25 protein-coding genes are annotated in these 21,252 nt (G+C 67.4%); 11 read left to right on the top strand and 14 right to left on the bottom strand.

Annotated elements, in window-relative coordinates; all coding sequences use genetic code 11:
* Positions 1-53: 53 nt before the first annotated feature.
* The 3 genes from OG405_RS28400 (at position 54) to menE (ending at position 2,985) form a co-directional block, all read left to right on the top strand.
* Positions 54-947 (top strand): 1,4-dihydroxy-2-naphthoyl-CoA synthase, encoded by an 894-nt coding sequence (locus tag OG405_RS28400; RefSeq protein ID WP_327149470.1) that lies wholly within the window; start codon positions 54-56, stop codon positions 945-947.
* Positions 948-1,138: 191 nt separating this feature from the next.
* Positions 1,139-1,522, top strand: coding sequence for a VOC family protein (locus tag OG405_RS28395; protein WP_327149469.1), 384 nt, complete (start codon positions 1,139-1,141; stop codon positions 1,520-1,522).
* A gap of 296 nt (positions 1,523-1,818) precedes the next feature.
* On the top strand, positions 1,819-2,985 hold the full coding sequence (menE, locus tag OG405_RS28390; protein ID WP_327149468.1) for an o-succinylbenzoate--CoA ligase: 1,167 nt from the start codon (positions 1,819-1,821) through the stop codon (positions 2,983-2,985).
* A 44-nt stretch (positions 2,986-3,029) separates the two neighbouring features.
* Here menE and OG405_RS28385 read toward each other — a convergent pair whose 3' ends face one another.
* Entirely contained in the window at positions 3,030-3,317 is a 288-nt protein-coding gene (locus tag OG405_RS28385; protein WP_327149467.1) for a hypothetical protein, read from the bottom strand.
* A 165-nt stretch (positions 3,318-3,482) separates the two neighbouring features.
* Here OG405_RS28385 and OG405_RS28380 point away from each other — a divergent pair, with 165 nt between their 5' ends.
* Positions 3,483-4,355, top strand: coding sequence for a 1,4-dihydroxy-2-naphthoate polyprenyltransferase (locus OG405_RS28380; RefSeq protein WP_327149466.1), 873 nt, complete (start codon positions 3,483-3,485; stop codon positions 4,353-4,355).
* A 59-nt stretch (positions 4,356-4,414) separates the two neighbouring features.
* On the opposite strand, the gene OG405_RS28375 is transcribed toward OG405_RS28380, so the two are convergent.
* On the bottom strand, positions 4,415-5,110 hold the full coding sequence (locus OG405_RS28375; RefSeq protein ID WP_327149465.1) for a TetR/AcrR family transcriptional regulator: 696 nt from the start codon (positions 5,108-5,110) through the stop codon (positions 4,415-4,417).
* A gap of 83 nt (positions 5,111-5,193) precedes the next feature.
* Between OG405_RS28375 and OG405_RS28370 the strand changes: the two genes are divergently transcribed.
* From OG405_RS28370 to OG405_RS28360, 3 genes are all read left to right on the top strand, one after another.
* Positions 5,194-6,099, top strand: coding sequence for an alpha/beta fold hydrolase (locus tag OG405_RS28370; RefSeq protein ID WP_327149464.1), 906 nt, complete (start codon positions 5,194-5,196; stop codon positions 6,097-6,099).
* Positions 6,100-6,180: 81 nt separating this feature from the next.
* A complete protein-coding gene (locus tag OG405_RS28365; RefSeq protein ID WP_327149463.1) occupies positions 6,181-6,900 on the top strand; it encodes a hypothetical protein in 720 nt (239 codons plus the stop codon).
* Positions 6,901-6,974: 74 nt separating this feature from the next.
* Positions 6,975-7,673, top strand: a complete 699-nt coding sequence (locus OG405_RS28360) for a hypothetical protein (protein ID WP_327149462.1) — start codon at positions 6,975-6,977, stop codon at positions 7,671-7,673.
* Between the two features lie 34 nt (positions 7,674-7,707).
* Here the strand turns inward: OG405_RS28360 and OG405_RS28355 are convergent, their stop codons facing one another.
* The 3 genes from OG405_RS28355 to OG405_RS28345 form a co-directional block, all read right to left on the bottom strand.
* Positions 7,708-8,091, bottom strand: a complete 384-nt coding sequence (locus OG405_RS28355; RefSeq protein WP_327149461.1) for a phage holin family protein — start codon at positions 8,089-8,091, stop codon at positions 7,708-7,710.
* A gap of 139 nt (positions 8,092-8,230) precedes the next feature.
* Positions 8,231-8,392, bottom strand: a complete 162-nt coding sequence (locus OG405_RS28350) for a Clp protease N-terminal domain-containing protein (protein WP_442790630.1) — start codon at positions 8,390-8,392, stop codon at positions 8,231-8,233.
* Positions 8,393-8,614, bottom strand: coding sequence for a helix-turn-helix domain-containing protein (locus OG405_RS28345; protein ID WP_327149460.1), 222 nt, complete (start codon positions 8,612-8,614; stop codon positions 8,393-8,395).
* 108 nt (positions 8,615-8,722) lie between these two features.
* Here OG405_RS28345 and OG405_RS28340 point away from each other — a divergent pair, with 108 nt between their 5' ends.
* Complete coding sequence (locus tag OG405_RS28340; RefSeq protein ID WP_327149459.1) at positions 8,723-9,718, top strand: ATP-binding cassette domain-containing protein; 996 nt, start codon at positions 8,723-8,725, stop codon at positions 9,716-9,718.
* Entirely contained in the window at positions 9,715-10,542 is an 828-nt protein-coding gene (locus OG405_RS28335) for an ABC transporter permease (protein ID WP_327149458.1), read from the top strand. The genes OG405_RS28340 and OG405_RS28335 overlap by 4 nt, the downstream gene beginning before the upstream one ends.
* Before the next feature lie 22 nt (positions 10,543-10,564).
* On the opposite strand, the gene OG405_RS28330 is transcribed toward OG405_RS28335, so the two are convergent.
* Genes OG405_RS28330 through OG405_RS28320 form a run of 3 tightly spaced genes read right to left on the bottom strand, consistent with a single transcriptional unit; the run spans position 10,565 to position 15,563 of the window.
* Positions 10,565-13,978: a BTAD domain-containing putative transcriptional regulator gene (locus tag OG405_RS28330; protein ID WP_327149457.1), complete on the bottom strand. Its 3,414-nt coding sequence runs from the start codon at positions 13,976-13,978 to the stop codon at positions 10,565-10,567.
* A gap of 59 nt (positions 13,979-14,037) precedes the next feature.
* On the bottom strand, positions 14,038-15,123 hold the full coding sequence (locus tag OG405_RS28325) for a PLP-dependent cysteine synthase family protein (protein ID WP_327149456.1): 1,086 nt from the start codon (positions 15,121-15,123) through the stop codon (positions 14,038-14,040).
* Positions 15,120-15,563, bottom strand: coding sequence for a DUF4229 domain-containing protein (locus tag OG405_RS28320; protein WP_327149455.1), 444 nt, complete (start codon positions 15,561-15,563; stop codon positions 15,120-15,122). Before OG405_RS28320 ends, OG405_RS28325 begins: the two co-directional genes overlap by 4 nt.
* A gap of 159 nt (positions 15,564-15,722) precedes the next feature.
* Here OG405_RS28320 and OG405_RS28315 point away from each other — a divergent pair, with 159 nt between their 5' ends.
* Together OG405_RS28315 and OG405_RS28310 are read left to right on the top strand one after the other, a co-directional pair.
* On the top strand, positions 15,723-15,935 hold the full coding sequence (locus OG405_RS28315; protein WP_327149454.1) for a BldC family transcriptional regulator: 213 nt from the start codon (positions 15,723-15,725) through the stop codon (positions 15,933-15,935).
* Positions 15,936-16,079: 144 nt separating this feature from the next.
* The gene (locus OG405_RS28310; RefSeq protein WP_327149453.1) at positions 16,080-16,280 is read left to right on the top strand and encodes a hypothetical protein; all 201 of its coding nucleotides are present in this window, start codon (positions 16,080-16,082) and stop codon (positions 16,278-16,280) included.
* Positions 16,281-16,338: 58 nt separating this feature from the next.
* Here the strand turns inward: OG405_RS28310 and OG405_RS28305 are convergent, their stop codons facing one another.
* The 6 genes from OG405_RS28305 to OG405_RS28280 all read right to left on the bottom strand — a co-directional run bounded on the left by OG405_RS28305 (position 16,339) and on the right by OG405_RS28280 (position 21,163).
* Complete coding sequence (locus tag OG405_RS28305) at positions 16,339-16,563, bottom strand: hypothetical protein (protein WP_327149452.1); 225 nt, start codon at positions 16,561-16,563, stop codon at positions 16,339-16,341.
* A 167-nt stretch (positions 16,564-16,730) separates the two neighbouring features.
* Positions 16,731-17,699 carry a c-type cytochrome biogenesis protein CcsB gene (ccsB, locus tag OG405_RS28300; protein ID WP_327149451.1) on the bottom strand — a complete coding sequence of 323 codons (969 nt, stop codon included), beginning with the start codon at positions 17,697-17,699 and terminating at the stop codon, positions 16,731-16,733.
* Between the two features lie 86 nt (positions 17,700-17,785).
* Entirely contained in the window at positions 17,786-19,405 is a 1,620-nt protein-coding gene (gene resB / locus OG405_RS28295; RefSeq protein WP_327149450.1) for a cytochrome c biogenesis protein ResB, read from the bottom strand.
* A complete protein-coding gene (locus OG405_RS28290) occupies positions 19,402-20,292 on the bottom strand; it encodes a cytochrome c biogenesis CcdA family protein (RefSeq protein ID WP_327149449.1) in 891 nt (296 codons plus the stop codon). The genes resB and OG405_RS28290 overlap by 4 nt, the downstream gene beginning before the upstream one ends.
* Positions 20,289-20,543 (bottom strand): hypothetical protein, encoded by a 255-nt coding sequence (locus tag OG405_RS28285; protein WP_327149448.1) that lies wholly within the window; start codon positions 20,541-20,543, stop codon positions 20,289-20,291. Before OG405_RS28285 ends, OG405_RS28290 begins: the two co-directional genes overlap by 4 nt.
* Positions 20,540-21,163 (bottom strand): TlpA disulfide reductase family protein, encoded by a 624-nt coding sequence (locus OG405_RS28280; protein WP_327149447.1) that lies wholly within the window; start codon positions 21,161-21,163, stop codon positions 20,540-20,542. Before OG405_RS28280 ends, OG405_RS28285 begins: the two co-directional genes overlap by 4 nt.
* Positions 21,164-21,252 lie beyond the last annotated feature (89 nt).

Genomic DNA, 21,252 nt, shown 5'->3' with positions numbered 1-21,252 from the left:
TGGTGAACTCAACGGCCCGCCGACACCGCCTGCGAGCCTGATGTAATCACCCCATGACGTTCAATCCGACGCTGTGGCGCGACGTGGCCGGGTTCGAGAATCTGACCGATATCACCTACCACCGCCACATCGACCAGGGCACCGTCCGGATCGCGTTCGACCGCCCCGAAGTACGCAACGCCTTCCGGCCACACACAGTCGACGAACTCTTCGCCGTACTCGAACACGCCCGGACGACAGCCGATGTCGGCGCCGTCCTGCTCACCGGCAACGGCCCCAGCCCCAAAGACGGCGGCTGGGCGTTCTGCTCCGGCGGCGACCAGCGCATCCGCGGCCGCAGCGGCTACCAGTACGCCAGCGGCGACACCGCCGACACGGTGGACAAGGCCCGCGCCGGACGGCTCCACATCCTGGAAGTCCAGCGACTCATCCGATTCATGCCCAAAGTCGTGATCGCCCTGGTCAACGGCTGGGCCGCCGGCGGCGGCCACAGCCTGCACGTCGTCTGCGACCTCACCCTCGCCAGCCGTGAACACGCCCGCTTCAAACAAACCGATGCCGATGTGGGCAGCTTCGACGGCGGCTACGGCAGCGCCTACCTCGCCAAACTCGTCGGCCAGAAATTCGCCCGCGAGATCTTCTTCCTGGGCCGTACCTACACAGCCGAGGACATGCACGCCATGGGCGCCGTCAACGAAGTGGTCGACCACGCCGAACTGGAGAACGTCGCCCTGGAATGGGCCGCGGCGATCAACGGGAAATCCCCCCAAGCCCAGCGCATGCTCAAATACGCTTTCAACCTCGCCGACGACGGACTGGTAGGACAGCAGTTGTTCGCCGGAGAAGCGACGCGGATGGCATATATGACGGACGAGGCAGTCGAGGGCCGCGACTCGTTCCTGGAAAAGCGAGCACCGGACTGGACGCCATACCCCTGGTACTTCTGAGCTGTGTTTATTTGCGGCGCCCACATGGTTTATTTGCGGCGCCCACACGAGGTTTGCCGGCGATACGAAACCGAGGAACCCGCCGGAACAAAGGCGAGCTCACCGCAGCCATATGAGCCCTCTCCGCCCCCATTCACCCACCAACGCAAATCGGACACGACGTCGCCTTCACGCACCTAGACTCTGCGTCGATGGACATCCTCAGCAGCCGCATCATCCTCCGTCCCCGGGACTACGCGACGACCCTCGCTTTCTACCGGGACTCGCTGGGCTTGGCGATCTATCGCGAGTACCCGGGCGGAACGGTTTTCTTCGCCGGGCAGTCACTGATCGAGGTGGCGGGGCACGGGGGTTCCGGTTCGGGTCCGCGGGGTTTTTCCGGGGCGGTCTGGTTGCAGGTGCGTGATGTGGCAGCAGTGGCGGTGGAGCTCACGATCAACGGCGTGGCGATCGACCGGGCACCGGTGACCGAGCCGTGGGGGTTGGTCGAAATGTGGTTGACGGACCCGGACGGAGTGCCGATCGTGCTGGTCGAGGTGCCGGAGGATCATCCGATCCGGCGGGACAACCGTTGATCCGGTGCGGGTGGGAGTTTTCTGCCGGGTTGCCAACCCTGGGTCCTCCGGGCGACGATACGATCGGATGGCCGCCCGATCACCGACGCCCGGTGCGACCGCTTTCGTACCGTCCGACGAGTGAATCGCAGTCTCATGCCTGGCCCAGCCCCATCCGATAAGTCGGCTCCGTCCCCTTGTTCCGGCAGCATCGACTCCTGCTATCCGCTCTCCAGCGGACGTGACACCATCGCTGCCGTGATCGAGCGCAGTGAGCGAATCACGGCCTTCCGGCGTGCCGGGGACAAGGCGCGGCCATGACCAAAACCTTGCGTACTCTGCCCATACCCACGGGTAGCGGAGTCAGTGATGTGCTGCCTCACCTGCGACAGGTGCTCGACGGCAGTGGTTCGGCGGCCTGGTTGCCGGTGCCGACGAGCGATCGGCGCGAAGCCCGCCGTTTGGGTGACGCGCTCGCTCCCGGGGAGCCGATCGGCGACGAGATCGCGCTGGTGGTCACGACCTCCGGCACCACAGGGGTCCCGAAGGGCGCCATGCTGACCGCGGATGCGTTGCGGGCCAGCGGTGATGGCACCCATGAGCGTCTCGGCGGCCCGGGTAGTTGGTTGCTCGCCCTGCCCACCCATCACATCGCCGGATTGCAGGTGCTGCTGCGGTCGCTGCTGGCGGGTACCGAGCCGACCGTGGTCGATGTCTCCGGGGGTTTCCTGCCCGAGGCACTGGCCGGTGCGATCGCGGGTATGCGCGGTGAACGCCGATACACCTCACTGGTCCCGACCCAGTTGATCAAAGTGCTGGAAGCCCCCGCCTCGACAGCCGCGCTGGCCGAGCTGGACGCGGTGCTGATCGGTGGTGCCGCGATTCCCGCCCCGATCTACGAACGGGCAAGGGATGCCGGGATCAATGTCGTGCGCACCTACGGGATGAGCGAGACCTGCGGCGGCTGCGTCTACGACGGGGCCCCGCTGACCGGGACGCAGGTGCGAATCGAGGATGACCGCATTCTGCTCGGCGGCGATATGCTCGCCGCCGGTTACCGCAACATGCCCGACCATCCGGCTTTCGCCGAGCCGGGCTGGTTCCACACCGACGACGCGGGGGTCTTCTCCGACGGTGTGCTCCGGGTCCTCGGCCGGCTGGACGAGGCCATCAGCACCGGCGGGCTGCTGGTGATCCCGCAGGTCGTGGAAGCGGTGCTGGCAACGCATCCCGCCGTCGCCGAATGTGTGGTTCTCGGATTGCCCGACGATCGGCTGGGTCAGCGGGTCGCTGTGGCAGTGGTGCCCGCACCGGGTACCACGCCGCCCACCCTGGACGGGATTCGCGAGCACGTACTGGCCGAGCTGGACGCCGTGGCGGTACCGCGCGAACTCACCCTCGTCGATGAGATCCCGCTGCTCGGCCCGGGTAAACCCGATCGCGGCGCACTGCGCAGGCAGCTGTCGGCCGGGTCGGCGTCCTGATCGAGCGGTCCGCGACGGTACCGCCGCGGACCGAGCTCGCCGGATCAGAGTTCGTCGTCGCCCGTGTCGCTGTCGTAGTCGTCGCCCAGCGGAACCGGGATGGCCTGTTCCGCGATATCGACCGGATTCGCGTACCACTCGTCGCTGCCACCGCCGACCAGGGCGGGTTCGTCGGGTATCGGCATACCCTCGGGAACCGAACGGGGATCGATATCGGTGTACGGGGCGTCGTCGGGGTAGGCCGGTGCTGCCTGTTCGGCCCGATCGGCTTCGGGTACCGCGTCGAAGGTGCCGGGGTCGGTCGTCCGGGGCAGTTTGTCACGTTGGGCCATGGTGGGCTCCTCTCCTCCGTATAGGCCTCGGCGGGCGACTGCCCACCGAGGGGAAGATCAGTCCAACGCTGTCGAGGATGCCCCCGACAGTCCGATCCGGCAAGTAGCGTTTTCCGCGTGATCTGTGGATGAACCTCACCCGGACGCGCGCATTAGGCTGCGGAGATGGCTACCGCAGCACAATGGATCGAGGGCGCCCGGCCCAGAACTCTGCCGAACGCGATCGCCCCGGTCGTGGCCGGTACCGGCGCCGCGGCCGCCATCGACGGTGCGCAGTGGTGGAAAGCGCTACTCGCCTTGGGTGTTTCGATGGCCTTGATCATCGGCGTCAACTACGCCAACGACTATTCCGACGGTATCCGCGGCACCGACGACGAACGCGTCGGCCCGTTGCGGCTGGTCGGTTCCGGAGTGGCCTCCCCCACGGCGGTGCGGCGCGCGGCGGTCGCGAGCCTCGCGATCGGCGCGTTTCTGGGGCTGGTGCTCGCGCTGTTGTCGGCCCCGTGGCTGCTGTCGGTCGGCGCGATATGCCTGGCCGGCGCCTGGTTCTACACAGGCGGCAGCAAACCCTACGGCTACAGCGGTTTCGGCGAGATCGCTGTTTTCGTCTTCTTCGGCCTGGTGGCGGTACTGGGCACGCAGTATGTCCAAGCACTCCGGATCGATTGGGCCGGGGTTGCGCTGGCGGTCGGGGTCGGCGCGTTCTCCAGCGCGGTACTTGTGGCCAACAACCTCCGCGATATCCCCACCGACACCGAGACAGGTAAGACGACACTGGCGGTGAAACTGGGCGATACCCGCACCCGCGTCCTGCACCTGGTGCTGTTGGTGGTCCCGTTCCTGATGACCCTGGCACTGGTGGCCCGCACCCCATGGGCCTTGGCCGGCCTGCTCGCCGTCCCCCTGGCGGTACGCGCGAACGCCCCTGTCCGGGCGAACCGGGACGGATCGGCGTTGATCCCCGCCCTCCGCGATTCGGGTCTGGCGCTGCTCGCCTGGTCCGTCCTTTCGGCCGTTGCCCTCTGGCTGGGCATCTGACCGTTACGCCCGGGCTCCCCGCACAGGACGGGAGGGCACGTAGCCGAGGCGTGGTCCTTTCAGTCCGGTGCCAGCAGACCCTCGAGAGCTCGGCGTACTACGAGTTCGAATATGTCGCCCGGCGGGCCGGTGTCGTGGTTCGAGGTCCCCAACGCTGCCGCGAGGTGGGGATGGTCGCCTTTCTCCGCGGTTTTGTGAAGGTAGGCCGCCTGGGCGGCACGCCGCGACCGGTCGGCCGCCCGGTCACCGACCTCGGCGCGGGTGAGCTGTTGGACGAGCGCGTTGAGCGCGGCGATCGCTTGTAATTTGATCAGCCCGGGCAGGTCGACGGTTTTCATCGCCTCCAGCGCGTATTCGAGATATCGGATTCCGTGCGGTCCCACGCGTAACGGCTCGACCGGGATGTCGAGCAGCCACGGGTATTTCACGTGGACGTTCTTAGCCCGGATCGCCAAGGCGGTGAGGTCGTCGATCGCCGTGCCGCTGGGCGGTGGATCGAGATCTATCTCGCCGGCGGCGGCATCGACCATGAGGTCGAGTACGTCGTCACGACTCGACACGTAGCGGTACAGGGCAGACTGGCTCACGCCCAGCTTCTCCGCGATCCGGCGCGTGGATACCGCGGCCAAACCGCCGTGGCCGGCCAGCTCGATCGCGGCGGCGGCAAGGTCGTTCCGGCTGTGCGATGGGGCGGGCCCGCGCCTGCCGTCCGTACGTTCCCACACTGTCGGCCCGGCTTTCCCGGACTGTGCCATTCGCCATACCCCTCTACTCGCCGGTGTCGGCTGTGCCCTATTCTAAAACTGAGTTCAGTGAACGCTATTAATGGAGGTTCGAGATGTCAGCCGGTGAAGCATGGGGACCGCGGCGGTGGGCGCAGAACGGGGCGGTGCGCCTCGCTTTCGATGAGTTCATGCCAGAGCTCGGTGGAGAACCCTTGCTGATCGTCACCGGATTGGGCGCAGGTCGGCACTGGCTTCCTGATGGTTTCTGCGAGCAGTTGGCCGAGCACGGGTTCGCCGTGGCGCGATACGACCAACGCGACGGCGGCGAATCGACCCATCTGCCACCGATCGCGGTCCGGAACCCGATCGCCGCGCTGTTGACGCGACGCGGTGAGGCCTACACCGCCGAAGACGTGGCAGACGACGCGACGGCCGTGCTCGATGAACTGGGCTGGAGTTCGGCACATCTGCTCGGGGTGTCCCTCGGTGGGGCGGTCGCGCAGCGCATCGCCCTGCGGCACCCCGGTCGAGTACGTTCCCTCATTTCGGTGGATGCCGTTCCGGGTGATGTCACCGGCCTGCGCACATTGCGCTACATCCGGTTGGGCACGCTGGCGAAGTTCGCGCGGGTGAAATTCCCCGACACCCGGGAAGGTGCGGTCGATGCGGGCGTCGCGGTAGCGAAACTGCTGTCCTCCCCGAACCGTGAATTCGACGAGGCCGCCGTGCGAGCAGGTTTGGAACTCAACCCCGACAGCGGGATTCACGACCAGGAAGCGCAGAGTCGGCAGATCGGCGCCCAATGGAGCGGTCCGGCGATCAGCGAGATCACCCAACCCACCCTGGTGGTACACGGCGAAGACGATCCGCTGATCAAAACCAGCGCCGCCCATGTCATCGCGTCGCGGATCGCCGGCGCGCGTCTGCTCCTGCTGCCCGAAACCGGACACGACCTACCCGCGCACGTATGGCAACCACTCTCGGCCGCTATCCGCGAACTCGCCGACACGAATGCCTGACGAGCAACCTCCCGAGGATTCCGGCTTGTGGCCTCACCGCCGTCCAGCCGTCACACCTATCGACTACGACGAGGAAATACGATGAGATTCAGCCGTTCGATATTCATTGCCGCGCTCGCGGCCGGCAGCATCGTTTCGGGAGCGAGCACCGCACACGCGGACCCGAACCGGCCCGAGCCGGTCGTGTCCTATCACGCCGCATTGGTCGGCCGGTCCGTGGTCACAACTCTGGATCACGGCACATTCGCCGACACGCATACCGGCGGCTCGGTCGACATCCGCAACGCTGCGGGCGAGCTGCTCGACACACTGCCGGTGACGTACTCCTTGGACGGTCGAGCGCTCGACCTCCGCCGACAGATCTCCGATGACGGCCGCACCCTGACCATCACCCCGGACATCACCGGCCTGGACCGCGCGGCACTGCGCCCGGTGGCCTCCCCGGTCGAGAACCAGCTCGCAATGAACGACCTCATCAACGCGGTGAGTATCAGCACCTCGCTCGGAACCCTCGTCGGCACCGCCCTCGGCGCGATCGCCGGAATCGGCATCGGCATCGCGGTTTCCGGCGTCGCCTGCGCGGCGCTGAGCCTGGGCTGCGTCGTCGCCGTGCTGCCCATCATGAGCCTGGCGGCCGCGGCCGGCGGAATCACCGGACTGATCGTCGCCGGTGGGCCCATCAGCACAGCCGCGGCGTTCGACTACATCACCACCCTCAACGCACCGCCGGGGACCAGCAAATACGCCGAGCAGGTCCAGGGCGAGCCCGGTAGTACTCCCCTGTCGGGCACACCGCGGTGAACACCGGATATCGCGGCATATCGCGAACAGCCGTCGCCGCTCTGGCAGCCGCCGGTGCCCTCACCGTCGCCGCGGTGCCCGCAGCTGCCCAGCCCACGACGGTGCCGGCCCTGCACGCCTCGGTATCGGGCGACTCAGTGATCACCCATCTCGACGGCGCCACCTTCGATCGGGCCGGCGATGAACGCACGGTGCGCATCGTCGACGCGCACGGCCAGCTGTTGGCGTCTCTGCCGCTGACGTTCCGAATCGACGACCGACCGTTCACGATCAGCAAGCAGATCTCCGACGACCAGCGCACCCTGACGCTGAGCCCGGATCTCCCAGCCCTTCGCCGAGCCGGGCTCGAACCGGTGGCCTCCCCGATGGAGGAACAGCTCGCGCTGAACCAGTTGTCCATCGATCTCGGCCGCGACGTGGGCCTCGGCGGTCTCGCGGGAGCCGTGGTCGGCGCCGCCGTGGGCGCCGTACTCGGGCTCGGTTCATGTCTCGTGGTCGGTCTGGCCTGCGTTGCCACCGTCCCGGCGGCGATCGCGGCGTTCGCCGCCGGCGGCGGCGTCGCGGGGACATTGATCGGCGGCGCCGCCGCGCTCGCCGACTCCGGGTGGAAGTATCTGCTCACACGGCAGGCACCACCGGGGCAAAGCCCCTATGCCGGCCGGGACGGAGTGCTCGCCGAGGACGGAACCGGCGTTCCCGATACCAATCTCCGTCTGCCCTCCGGGTCGGCGAGCGGTCTGAAGACCGGTTCCGCCAGCGGCTCCGGCGGGTAGCCGAGCCGAACTCGGAATCCCGCGCACCTGACCGTCAGTCGTTGTCCGGGATCAGGATTCCGATGGCCCAATTGACGATCGTGACGATGATGGCGCCCAGGAAGGCCGCCCAGAATCCGTCGATCCGCAAACCGTAGTCGGTGGCCTCGGTGATCCAGGCGGTGAGCCACAGCATGAGGGCATTGATGACCAGCAGGAACAGGCCGAGAGTCACAATGACCAGCGGTAGTGACAGCAATTTCACGAAGGGTTTGACGAAGGCGTTCACCACTGTGAAAACCACCGCGATCGCGATCAGGACCACGATTTTCGCGCCGTTGCCCTGGTCGGGTGGCGAGACGATCTCGATGTTGCCGACCCATAGGGCGGCCAGCCAGATGGCGAAGGCGGTGCCGATCAACCGGAGAGCAAGCTGCATATCGTCATGCTAAGCACATGAGGCCGCGGCATGCCGCATACGAGGGTCTTTTGGGCTCGCCCGGACAGCGGCTCCGGCGCTGCCCGGGGGCCGGCGGACTGTCCGGCTCACGCCGCCTTGTCGAGGACAAGTGTGTGCCTCACCGCGCAATTCGGCGATTCCATCGGCGCCGTGGTTCGCCTTTTTCGAGCAGTCCGAGCAGGAGGTGCTCGACCCGGATCTCCGGCGAATGCAACTCGCGCGCCTGTTCCTGTGCCGCGACAACCGCCATGCGCGCGTTCCCGGAAAATTTCTCGAACATCTATCGACCCCTGCCTCTGCGAGTGTATTTCTGATGGACCGCCTGTTTACTGACCTCGAGTGCGTCGGCGATGGCTTGCCACGACCAGCCCTGGTCGCGGGCATTGCTCACCTGGATCGCTTCGAGCCGCTCGAGGAGTCTGCGCAGCGCCAGCACTGCCCGTAGACCCACCGCGGGGTCCGGGCTGCCCGCCGCCGCGGCCAGCGTGGTTGCTTCTGTCATATGTCAATTTTTATTGACACCTGCGGCGAATGTCAATAAAAATTGACGACAGGTGGACGCAATCGCGGCGCAAGAGCCGTGCAAGCCGGGAAGAGGAACCTGGCCGACATGACGAAACACGCGACAGCGGCCTCGTTCGCGATCGAAGCGAACGATCTGGTCAAAGTATTCGGCACCCAGCGGGCCGTCGACGGGGTCAGCCTCACCGTCCCGCAAGGGTCGGTCTACGGCGTGCTCGGACCGAACGGGGCGGGAAAGACCACGACCATCCGTATGCTCGCCACCCTGCTGCGCCCAGACGCCGGCAGTGCCCGGATCTTCGGCCACGATGTCGTCGCCGAACCAGGGGCGGTGCGGTCGCTCATCGGGGTGACCGGCCAGTACGCCTCGGTCGACGAGGATCTGACGGCCACCGAGAACCTGATGGTCTTCTCCCGGCTGCTCGGACTGAGCCGATCGGCGGCCAGAGTGCGGACCGCCGAACTACTCGAGGAATTCGAGCTCACCGATGCCGCGAACAAATCGCTGAAGAACTTCTCCGGCGGAATGCGCCGCCGGCTGGACCTGGCGGCGGGCCTCATCGCGACCCCGCCGCTGCTGTTCCTCGACGAACCGACCACCGGTCTGGACCCGCGTACCCGGGCCCAGATGTGGGAGACCATCCGCAGGCTGGTGCGGGGCGGCACCACCGTCCTGCTCACCACCCAGTATCTGGACGAGGCCGACCAGCTGGCCGATCGGATCGCGGTGATCGATCACGGACGGGTGATCGCCGACGGCACCGCCGACGAACTGAAAGCGTCCATCGGTGGTTCCTCACTGCACCTGACCATCGCCGACCGCGCGCAGCTCGAAACCGCCCGCCGGATCATCACCGAGGTATTGGACACCGAAGCTCAGGCCACTCCGGAGGCCGGTCGGCTCACCGCCGCGCTGCCCGATCCGAACAGCACCACCGATCTCCTGATCAGGCTGCGCGACTTCGATATCGCGGTGGAGGAGATCACCGTGTCCAAGCCCAGCCTCGACGAAGTCTTCCTGACCCTCACCGGCCGCCCGGCCGACGCCGATACCGAAACCGAAACCGAACGGACCGCAGCATGACCACGACACTGACCGAACCCGTGCCGCCCGTTGCGGCTGCGCGGATTCCGGAACCGGCCGCCCGTATCGGGCTGCGCAAGACTTTCGAGAACACTCTCACCTTGGCCTACCGCGGCCTGCTCAAGATCAAGCACAACCCCGAGCAACTGTTCGACGTGGTGATCCAGCCGGTGATCTTCACCCTCATGTTCACCTACATCTTCGGCGGGGCCATCTCCGGCGACGTGAAAAGTTATCTGCCGGTGATCATTCCGGGCATCCTGGTGCAGACCGTGGTGATGACCTCGGTGGTCACCGGTGTACAGCTCAAAGAGGATATGGAGAAAGGGGTCTTCGACCGCTTCAAATCCTTGCCGATAGCCCGGATCGCCGCCCTGTCGGGCGCCCTCACCGCCGATATGGTGCGTTACGGCATCGCCTCGGTACTGACCGTGGTGATGGGTTTCATCATGGGCTACCGCCCCGAACCTGCCGGTGTCCTGCTGGCGGTGCTGCTGGTCGTGGCCTGCTCCTTCGCGACCAGTTGGATCTGGGCCTTCTTCGGTGTGATCGCCAACAAGGCCTCGGCGGTGCAGGGCTATTCGATGCTGGTCATGTTCCCATTGACCTTCGCCTCACCGGCGTTCGTTCCCAAGGAGACAATGCCGGGCTGGCTGCAGGCATTCATCGACGTCAACCCGGTCTCCCATCTGGTGTGGGCCTGCCGGGACCTGATGAACTCCGGACATATCGGCATACACGTGCTCTGGTCGCTGGTCGGCGCCGCCGCGATCGTCGCGGTGTTCGCGCCGCTGACCGTACGGGCCTATATGCGCCGCGCGTGACTCGGACGCGTCCAGGGCCCGCTCAATCGGTCACAGGCCGAGCGAGCGGGCCCGGCGCGCCCGTTTCCGCACCGACCGTCCCGATCAATTCCAAGATCCGCGCCCCGGCCGCCTTCCGGCGCAACCGCCGGGCTCTGTCCACGGCCTCGTCCAGCCGGAGCCCGCCGAGCCGCTCCCGCCACAGCTCATGATGCCGCTCCCACCGCATGACGGGGTAGTCCTGCCGGCCCGTCGCCACCGTTGCCAGCGCGAGCAGTTCGACCCCTACCCCGGAATGCTCGTCCAGGGCCAGCAGTGCCGAGCCCAGCGCACAGGCCACCGCGCCGATCTGTGGGAGATCGGGTACCACGCCGAGCCGTTCCAGCGCGGTGACGGCCAGTTCGGGAATCAGCGCCGCGACCGCCTCTATCCGCCCGGCCAGTACATGCGCGGCGACAGTCGTCGAACACACCAGCAACGCCCCCGGGCCGGGGGTGAATTCGTCTCCGGGCCAGCCCAGCAGATCCACCGCACGCCGGAAATGGGCCAGACCCGCATCGATATCGCCTTCGGCGAGTTCGATCTCCGCCAGACCGGCCGCGATCGTCGACAACCGATGATTGCGGCGGATGGTCGGGTCGTCGATCAACTCCAACCCCGCCCCGCCGGAATCGGACAGCCCCAGTGCGGCGGCGAGCTCCCGCCGTGCCCATTCCGGCTCCCCGCTACCGGCCAGCGAGACCGCCATGAACGACCGCATCTCGAGGCTTTCGTCGTAGGCACGGATCCGGTACAGCAGTTCGGCGGCCTCCTCGTAGTAGCCGACCGACTCGCGGTAGTGCGCAGTCTGGCCTTCCAGTGCGCCCAGATGCTGCACCACCATCGCCCGGCTCCACACCTCCGTCTCGGTCGTGAGCAATCGGGCGGCCCGCGCGTCGCGACGGGAAGCGAAGATCCGGCCCATGTTCTCCCAGATATTCGCCCGGGCCACCAGAGCGACCACTCTGATCTGTGGGTCGTCCGAACGTGACCCGTTCGCGAGCAGGCGGGCGATCCGAGTCGTATCGGCGGGGTAGGTGAGCAGCTGCCCGAGGAATCGGAGAGCCCCGTCCATCCCGGTCCCGTGCCGCAGCAGCGCACGAGCCCGGAACCGCACCACCGCCAGCTCACGGATGCCGCGGCTCATGAAAGCCAGATGCAGCGCGGTCATCGCATGACAGAGCATGTAGAGGTCCGCGTGGGTACCGGACGCGCGATCCGGCGGCGGCAGCGCCAACAGCCGCGGTATCCACCCCATCAACTCCAGGTGCGCCCCCTGCGCCACCCACCGCATGGAGACTGCCGGGAAGACCCCGTACACGGTGTGCCGATCCCCGACCGCCTCGGCCCGGCGTAACACCGCGACCAGGTTGTCCAGTTCGGGGACCATGAGCAGGGCGGGTCCGATCTCATCGCCGGCCAGGTATCGCTGTGCGAGCGCCACCGCGAATTCGCACGCCCATCGGGCCATCCGGGACTCCACGAGTTCGATCTCCGCGCCGGTTCCGCTGTCCGCGGCGACCAACTGCTGCTCGCCGAATTCGCGAACCGTCTCCAGCATCCGATAGCGCACGCCCAGGCCCGGATCGGTCTCGACGCCTTCGTCTTCCACGACCGTCAGAAGCGATTGCCCGACCAGCCCGTCCACCGCCGTCGCGATATCGCCGACCTCCGGCCCACCCGCCACCAGCTCCGCGGCGTCGAGCGTGAAACCCGCGGGGAAGCGACACATCCGGCGCAGGGCGATCTGCTCGGCGGGCTCCAGCAGGTTCCAGCTCCAGGCGATCACGGCGTGTAGCGTGCGATGCCGTTCCGGTGACGCGCGATCGCCGGAACGCAACAGAGCGAAACGCTGGTCGAGCCGACGCTCGATATCCTCCACACTCATGGTCCGCACCCGGGCCGCCGCGAGCTCGATCGCCAGCGGCAGACCGTCCAGCGTGTGACACAACCGTGCCACGACCGCCGCATCCAGTCGCACCGAGGGCCGCACGGCGCGGGCCCGGGCCGCGAACAGATCGGTCGCCGGGGATCCGGCCGGGTCGATCGCCAGAGGCGCCAGCGGAAAGACCGTTTCGGCGGTGATCGCCAGCGGTGACCTGCTGGTGGTGAGCACCGTCAGCTGAGGACAGCGGCCGACCAGATCGGCCACCACCACGGCCGCACCCTCGATCAGATGTTCGCAGTTGTCCAGCACGAGCAGCATCGGGCGGGCCGAGAGCGCATCGCGCAGCTTGCGGCCGCTGTCGGTGGGCGGGCGTACCTGCGGCAGAGCACGATCACGCACGGTTTCCCCCAGACCCACCGCCCCTGCTATCGCGGTCTCGATATCGACCGCCGCGGCCCGGCCGGTGCCCTCCGGTCGTACCGACGCGAGCTCCACCAGCACTACCGGCTGGGTCGCCGAGGCCCGCACCGCGAGTTCGTTGGCCACCCTGGTCTTCCCGGCACCACCCGGCCCCAGCACGGTCGTCACCCGCGAAACCCGCAGCAGGCGAGCCAGTTCGGTGAGATCATCGGCCCGCCCGAGCAATTCGTTGGGTTCGGCCCGTACCCCGACGGCGGCGATCGCAGGTGGTGGCGGCGCAACCGGTCCGGGCAGTTCCGGTTGCGCACGAGAGGTGAACCGGCCCTGCAGTATCGCGGTGTTGAGTTCGGTGATCGCGGCCCCGGGATCGGTGCCCAGTTCGGTGGCCAGGGTCGTGCGGAGTGCGACGAAAACGTCGAGTGCCTCGTTGGTGCGGCCGGCTGTCGCGAGCAACTGCATCAGCGTCCGGGCCCGGGCCTCGTCCGCGGGGCGCTGCCTGGCCTGTTCCCGAGCGATCTCGGCGGCGCCGTCGAGATCACCGGTCGCCGCCCGAGCCGCCCGCTCGATATCGTCGAGCGCCCCGGCGCATTCCGCGGCCGCGGCGGCGAGTTCCACTGCCGGCCCGCTCGGGGGGAGGTCGGTCCCCGGCTCACCGCACCACAGCCCCCGGGCCCGGGCCACAACGGCCAATGCTTCCGCCGCGTCACCGGCGGTCAACGCGGCACCGGCCCGGCGCGCGGACTGCTGCGCGGCCGTCAGGTCCACCTGTTCCGGACGCAGCGCGATCCGGTAACCGGCCGGACCTGCCGCCAGCACCCCGTCGGGCAGCGCGGCCCGCAACCGGGAGACCTGGGTGTGCAGGGCGTTCATCGGCGAGCGCGGCGGGTCACCGCCCCAGACCTCCTCGATGAGCACGGCGGCACTGCGACTGCGGCCCGGCCGCAGGGCCAGCGCCACCAGCAGCAACCGAGCCCGGGTCCCCGGCAACACCACCAGGCCGGCGTCGCGGCGCAGCGCGATACGACCCAGCAGCGTCACCACGAACGGTTCGTCCGTGGACGCCGGAATCAGAGGAGGACGGCCGTGCGCGCGGCCCGGATCGAGAACCATACCGACGTCATCGTATGCGCTGCCTGCCCGGGGAACGCGTCCTCACCACCCCGGCGGCGTCAGGCCTGCCATCGGCCGGTGGCCACGAACTCCTCCAGGGCGGCGGTCGGCCCGATCAGGTCCCAGCCCTGGCTCGAGACCCATTCGTCGCTGAAATAGGTGCCCGCGTACCGTTCGCCGCCATCGCACAGCAGGGTCACGACACTGCCGCTGCGACCGTCGGCCAGCAGCTGCGCGATCAGCCCGCACGCACCCCAGAAGTTGGTCCCGGTGGAACCGCCCACTCGCCGGCCCAGCCCCTTGCTCGCGAATCTGGCCGCCGCGATCGAGGCGGGGTCGGGGACGTGGATCATCCGATCCACCACCTCCGGCACGAACGAGGGTTCCATCCGGGGCCGGCCGATCCCTTCGATCCGCGACGGCATACCGGTCGTGTAATCGCGCAGACCGGTTTCGTAGGCCCCGTAGAACGCGGAATTGTCCGGATCGACGACGGCCAGCCGGGTCGGATACCGGCGGTAGCGCAGGTATCGGCCGATGGTCGCGCTGGTACCGCCGGTGCCGGCGCCCACGACGATCCACTCCGGCACCGGATTGGTCTCCAATGTCAGCTGATCGAAGATCGACTCGGCGATATTGTTGTTCCCGCGCCAATCCGTCGCGCGTTCGGCGTTGGTGAACTGGTCCAGGTAGTGCCCGCCGCATTCCTCGGCGAGCCGGGCCGCCTCGCTGTACATATCGGGTGGGCGCCGGACGTAATGGCACCGGCCGCCCTGGGCTTCGATGAGAGCGATCTTCTGCGGCGAGGTGTTGGCCGGAACCACCGCCACGAACTCCAGGCCGAGCAGCTGTGCGAAATAGGCCTCGCTCACCGCGGTCGAACCCGAGGACGCCTCCACGATCGTGGTGCCCTCGGTGATCCAGCCGTTGCAGAGGGCGTAGAGGAAGAGGGACCGCGCAAGGCGATGCTTGAGGCTGCCGGTGATATGGGTGGATTCGTCCTTGAGGTAGAGCTGAACATTCCAGTCCACCGGCAGCGGATAGCGCAGTAGATGGGTGTCGGCACTGCGCTGGGCGTCGGCATCGATGAGCCGGACGGCTTCATCGGCCCAACCGCGCGGGTTGCCGCGCGCACACGTTTTCACGCCGGACCGCCGGAACTGCCCGGTTCCCCCCGCTTCGTATCCGGTTCCGACGCGCCCTCGGCCGTGGTCCCGGTCTCGGCCGGGGGCGAATCCTCCGGTCCCTCGGTCTCGGTGTCGCCGCGCAGCCGGGCCCGCAATTGCGCCTTGTCGCGGCGGCGGCCTTCGTCCACGGCCGCGATATCGGAATTCACCTTCCCGCGCAGCCCCTTGAACAGGGTGAGCGAGAGCGGCAGCGCGATGACGATCGCGAAGAGGATGGCGACGACCAGTGGGATCTCCACCGAGACCACCGCCGCTCCGGCCATGATCACGGCGGTGAGTATCGCGACCGACACCAGCCGAGCCAGGGTGTAGAGCGCCAGGTTGCGTGCCAGCCGGCGGCCCGGCGATGTACCGGGCCGGGGGCCGGTCGGTTCCTCGGATGGGTTCGCGTCACTCACCTGACCAGCGTAAGCGACACGCCGGGCGCGTCCGCACGGCGTATCCGTTTTGTCCATTACCTCCGCTTTACCAACAGTAGGTGGTTCGAACACCCGGGGGTCGCAGTGCCACTATGTCGGAATCCGATGAGAAGACGTGACGAAACAGAAAGGTTTGCCATGACCGCGATCGCCGTGGGGGTGCAGGAGAACCTGTTGACCCCGGGCCAGGTTGCCACCCTGTTCCACGTAGACCCCAAGACCGTCACCCGCTGGGCGCATGCGGGACGGCTCGGTTCGCTGCGCACTCCGGGTGGACATCGCCGGTTCCGCGAATCGGAAGTGATGCGGTTGCTCGAATCGCTCACCACCGAGGCGACGGTACGCGGGTAGCCGAGCCGCACCCCGCAGGGCAGCTCGGCCGCTCGTTCACACCGCGGCTGAGCTCGACCTCGGCGGAACGGGACCACCGGCGCCCCGGCCGCCCTTACCCGTCGGGGGTTCCGGGAGCTAACCTCGGTGGAGGAGGTGAGCCACGTGATGTACCTGTTGGCACTCATCGCGATCGTGGCGATCGTGGTGCTGTGCTGGAAGGCATTCGGCCCCGGGGGCGGCACGCCCGCTCCGGGACCGACCCGAAAGCGTGTTCTCGGCCCGGATGACGATCCCGAATTCCTCTGGCGAATCTCGCGTCAGCAGAAACATCGGGACGGCGATCCGGGATCTACCGAACACTGATCGCCGCACGCTGATAATGCCCGGCCGCGGGTTGTTTCCCGCGGCCGGAGGGGCAGGTTCAATCACCCGTGCTGTCCAATTGCGGCAGCCCTTCCACGGCCCGCAATTTATCCGCGACCACGGCCAGGCGATCCAGCGCCTCGGCAGGCAGCCCTACCGCGGTGCGCACCAGCCTGAGCAGGGAGTCGGGCTCCAGGCCACAGATGAGCGCGTTGTCGGCCGCCAGTGTCGCGCGGTAATCGGTATCGCCTCCGTTATCCGAACTGAAATTCTCCGAATCCACTGCCGCTCTCCTCATTGCTCGCCGCGCTATGGAGGGGAAATGACCGGTCACACCCGATAAATCGCAGGCCGGGCCTTGTACAGTTCAGCAAATAACTCGACCGAACAATAGCAACCGAGCATTGCGGCAGAGTAACGATCATTACGGCCGGAGAAATAGCCGCCCGATCAGTTCAGCCCGGAGTAGCTGTGCAGCCCCGAAACGACCAGATTGATGATGAACAGGTTGAACAGCATCGCCACGAATCCGGCCACATTGATCCACGCGGCTTTGGTATCCCGCCAGCCCGAGGTCGCCCGTGCGTGCAGATATGCGGCGTAGAGCACCCAGGCGATGAACGAGCAGGTTTCCTTCGGGTCCCATCCCCAGAACCGCCCCCACGCCGCCTCCGCCCAGATGGCACCCAGGATGACTCCGGCGCCGAAGAGCGGGAAACCGATGATGGTGGTGCGGTAGGCCAGCCGGTCCAGGGTGCGGGCGTCGGGCAGCCGGGCCGCGATCGCACCCAGGATATTCGCGGACTCCGCGCCCTCGGGCTGGCGCAGCCGGTAGAGGAACAGCAGACTCGCCACACCCGATACCAGGAACACCCCGCTGCCCAGGCTCACGATCGTGACGTGCACCGGCAGCCAGAACGAACGTAGTGCCGGCACCACCGGGGCGGCGTCCGTATAGAGCACCGTGCCGGCGAGGAACATCAGGATCAGCATGGGTGCGAGCAGGAAGACCCACATCGCCCGATAGCGCGCGTCCCGCATGAACACCAGACCGACCACTGCGGCGGCCGCGGTCGCCATGGCGACGAACTCGTACATATTGCCGAGCGGGAAACGACCGGTCGAGAATCCGCGCAGCACGATCGAACCCACATGCAGGGCAACCGCCACGAACAACACCGAGAACGCGCTGTTGCCGAGTCGCTCGGACATCGGAATCGCCGGTTCCTCGGCGATCCGGCCCGGGGTAGCGCTGCCCGCGGCGACGCCGCCGGCGGGAACCAGCTCCCGCTCGCTCACCTTCCGCACCCGCGCCGAGGCGTATTGCACGATCAATAGCACCAGCACCAGCGCGTACACGACGATCGCCGTCTTGTAGGCGAGGTCGCTGTAGCCGGCGAGGGTGTCGTCGATCGGCATCGTTACATCTCCCGTGTTCGTACCGTGGTGCTCGTCGGGCAGTTTCTGCCCGTGCGTGGTCGCCCACGCGTGTTCTGGGACGGCGTTCAGTCGCCGGACGCGTCCAGCAGGCGGTGGCGCAGACGATCGAACTCGCCGCCCCAGCCGGCCTGATCGGTACGGGCCAGCCCACCCATCTCTACTACGACGCGTCGTTGGTCCACGGTACCCTCCGGGGTCACCCGCAGCCAGACCCGCCTCCGCGAAACCAGCAGCGAGACCAGCAGCCCGCCCATCATCACCACCGCGCTCACCAGCACCCACTGCTGCGCGGGATCGTGCGAAACCTGCAGGTTCACGAACTCCTCGGCACCGTCGAAACGCACTTCGGTCCCACCCGGCAGTTTCGTGGTCTCCCCCGGCCGCAGATTCACCCGGGCCTCCTTGCTGAGCCGGCCCTGCGCCACCATCTCCTGATCCAGCGCGAAGATCGACTGCGGGCGCCCGGTATCCAGACCGGTGTCACCGCGATAGATATCCACTGCCACCGCAGGATCGGTCAGCTCCGGATACACCGAGGTGAGCAGCGAACCGTGGAAACTCGCGGTGGGCGCGAACAGACCCTCGATCGCGATCTGGTTCTGCCGCCGCTGCTCGTCGGTAGCGAACATACCGCCCGGCGGATCGACGCGCAGCACTCCGCTGGAGAGGAAGGTCTGCATATCGTTGGGCTGCCATTGCACGGTTTCGGTGCGTTTCTCGCCGTTCGGGAAGGTCACGGTGAACGTCGGTGCGTAACCGTGTCCCTGCAGATAGACCCGGTCTCCGCCGACCCGCAGCGGATGGTTCACCTTGATGGTCTTATCCCGCCAGGTACCGGCCGCCAGATCCGCGCCCTCCTGATACGAGATATCGGAGGTGAACATCTCGGCCTGCCCGTTGTCGAGATAGTCGGCCCGGAAGTTCTTCACCTTCACACACATCGGGGTCATCCCGGTTCCGTCGTTCACGTTCCCGGCGCGGAACGAATCGAACACCGCCGGCGAGGTCGTGCAGAAACCGGGCCCGTTGTTCGCGATGACGATCACATTGCCCTCGTACCCGAAAAGCTTCCCGGCCGCGACAGCGACCAGGAGCCCGACCAGGGCCAGATGGAACACCAGATTGCCCAGTTCGCGGGTGTAACCCTTCTCGGCCGACAGGGTGACCTCACCGTCGCGCTCGCCCGGCCGCGTCTCGGTACGCCAGCCGCGCAAGCGGGCCCGAGCCCGCTCGGCGATCTCGTCCGGGGTGCCGTCGAGGACTACGCGGTGGTGGTGCGGCAGCCGGGCCAGATTGCGCGGCACCCGCACCGGTGGGGTTCGGAGTGCGCGGTAGTGGTCCACGGTCCGCGGCAGGATGCAGCCCACCAGAGAGATGAACAGCAGCACATAGATCGCGGTGAACCAGAAACTGGAGAACACGTCGAACAGCTCGAACCGGTCCATCCACTCACCGAGCACCGGCCGGTCCGCGATATAGGTCGCGACCTTCTGTTCGTTCAGGCTGCGCTGTGGCAGCAGCGCGCCGGGGATGGCGGCGAGCGCCAGCAGGAACAGCAGCACCAGCGCGGTCCGCATACTGGTGAGCGCTCGCCAGCTGTTGCGTAGCAGGGCGAGAGCGCGGCCGAGCGGGGACTGCCGGGGCGGCTGGACCGGAGGCGCCTCGGGATGGTCTGTCACGGTCATATCGGCAGCGTCACCTCGGCGACGAATCCATCACGCACCCAGCCGACGAACTGATCCCAGGCCCCGGTCACCAGGGCCGCCCCCACCGCGACCAGCAGAATTCCGCCGACCACCTGGATCCGGCGGGAATTACGCCGCAACCATCCGACACCGCGCAGCGCGCGCGCCGACCCGAGGGCCAAGATCACGAACGGTAGTCCGAGCCCGAGACAATAGGCGACGATCAGGGCCACCCCGCGCACGGCGGTGGTGCCCTCGGTACCGGCGGCCACCGCCATCACACCGGACAGCGTCGGGCCCAGGCACGGCGTCCAGCCGAGCGCGAACACGGCCCCGAGCAGCGGCGCCCCCGCGATCCCGGCGAGGCGGCGGGGCTCCATCCGGGTATCACGCTGCAGCGCCGGGATCAGACCGAGGAAGGCCAGGCCCATCACGATGGTGACCACGCCACCCAGCCGCTGCAACAACTCCCGGTTGACGTTCAAGGTCTGGATGAGCCCGAAAACCGTGGCGGTGGCCAGGACGAACACGATTGTGAAACCGGCGACGAACAGGCCCGCCGCGCCCGCGACCCGCAAACGTCCCGAATCGGGGGCCGTCACCGGAACCGAATCCGCGGGCGCGGCAGGCTCGGTGAGTACCGCCGACGCGGACCCGCCCGCAGCCGTCGCGGACCGCGCGCGCCGAGCCTGGTCCACGGTCACCGGCGGCGCCTGCGCACCGACCAGACCGGCCAGGTAGGACAGATACCCCGGCACCAACGGCACCACACACGGCGAGGCGAACGACACCAATCCGGCCAGCAGGCAGGCGCCGAGGGCGAGCAGCAACGGCCCCGTGGCCGCTGTCTGCTGAAACGATTCCCCCACCCCTGCCAGCACCGTCAACGCGAACTACGCTCCGATTCGCCCTCGGAGTTGTTCACACGGCGCTCTTCGCCACGCCCGCCCGGCGCGGTCGAGCCCCGGCCACCCGACGGGCGCGAACTCGACACCCGCCGATCGCTGCCGGGCTGCTGGGTCGCGGGCTGTAGCTCCCACGAACCGAGCGAGGACTTCACCAGCACCTCGGCGCGGACTCCGCGCGGTGGCCGGGTCGCCCCGTAGCGTCGTACGCCTCGGGATCGAAGACTTCTCATGATGCTCCCTCCGCGGCGATGCGCTGCACCACCGGTAAAAGATCTTCTGCGAGTAGGGCGCGCAGGAAAACCGCTGCCACCCGATGGTCCCGATCCAAAATCAGAGTTGTGGGAATGACACTGGTCGGGAAATTGCCACCGAGCGCCAGAAGTGTGCGCATCGACGGGTCGTAGATCGACGGATAACCGACGTGGTTATCGATAACGAAATCCTGTGCTTTGTCCTGTTGGAAATCCCGGACGTTGATCCCGAGGAAAGCGACCCCGAGATCCTTGGTCTGTTCGTAGACCTGTTCGAGCGCGGGGGCTTCGCCACGGCAGGGCCCGCACCACTGCCCCCAGAGATTGACCACGACCACCTGGCCCGGGAAATCGTCCACCGACACGTTCTTACCGTCGTCGGACATCAGATCCGGACCCGAGAGCTTGCCGATCGTGCCACGCTCGGACGGCGGATCGTAGAAGATATCGGTCTGCCCGCCGGGCGAGACGAATTCGAAGGTGCCACCGGTGGCCACCGCGTCGGTACCGGTCGAACAGGCCGACACCACTGTCAGGCACAGCAGCGCCGCGAGCGCCGGCAACAGCCGGAACCCGAACACCACGGCACCTCGTCTCATGCGCTCTGCCTTCGCTCGCGCAAGAACGGACGCCCTACGTGGTCACGCTGCGCTACCGCCTCCGGCCGCTGACCGTTCATGCGCTCTGC

This window comes from Nocardia sp. NBC_01329 (assembly GCF_035956715.1).
Taxonomy (GTDB): Bacteria; Actinomycetota; Actinomycetes; order Mycobacteriales; family Mycobacteriaceae; genus Nocardia.
This window is presented reverse-complemented; position numbering and strand designations above follow the sequence as displayed.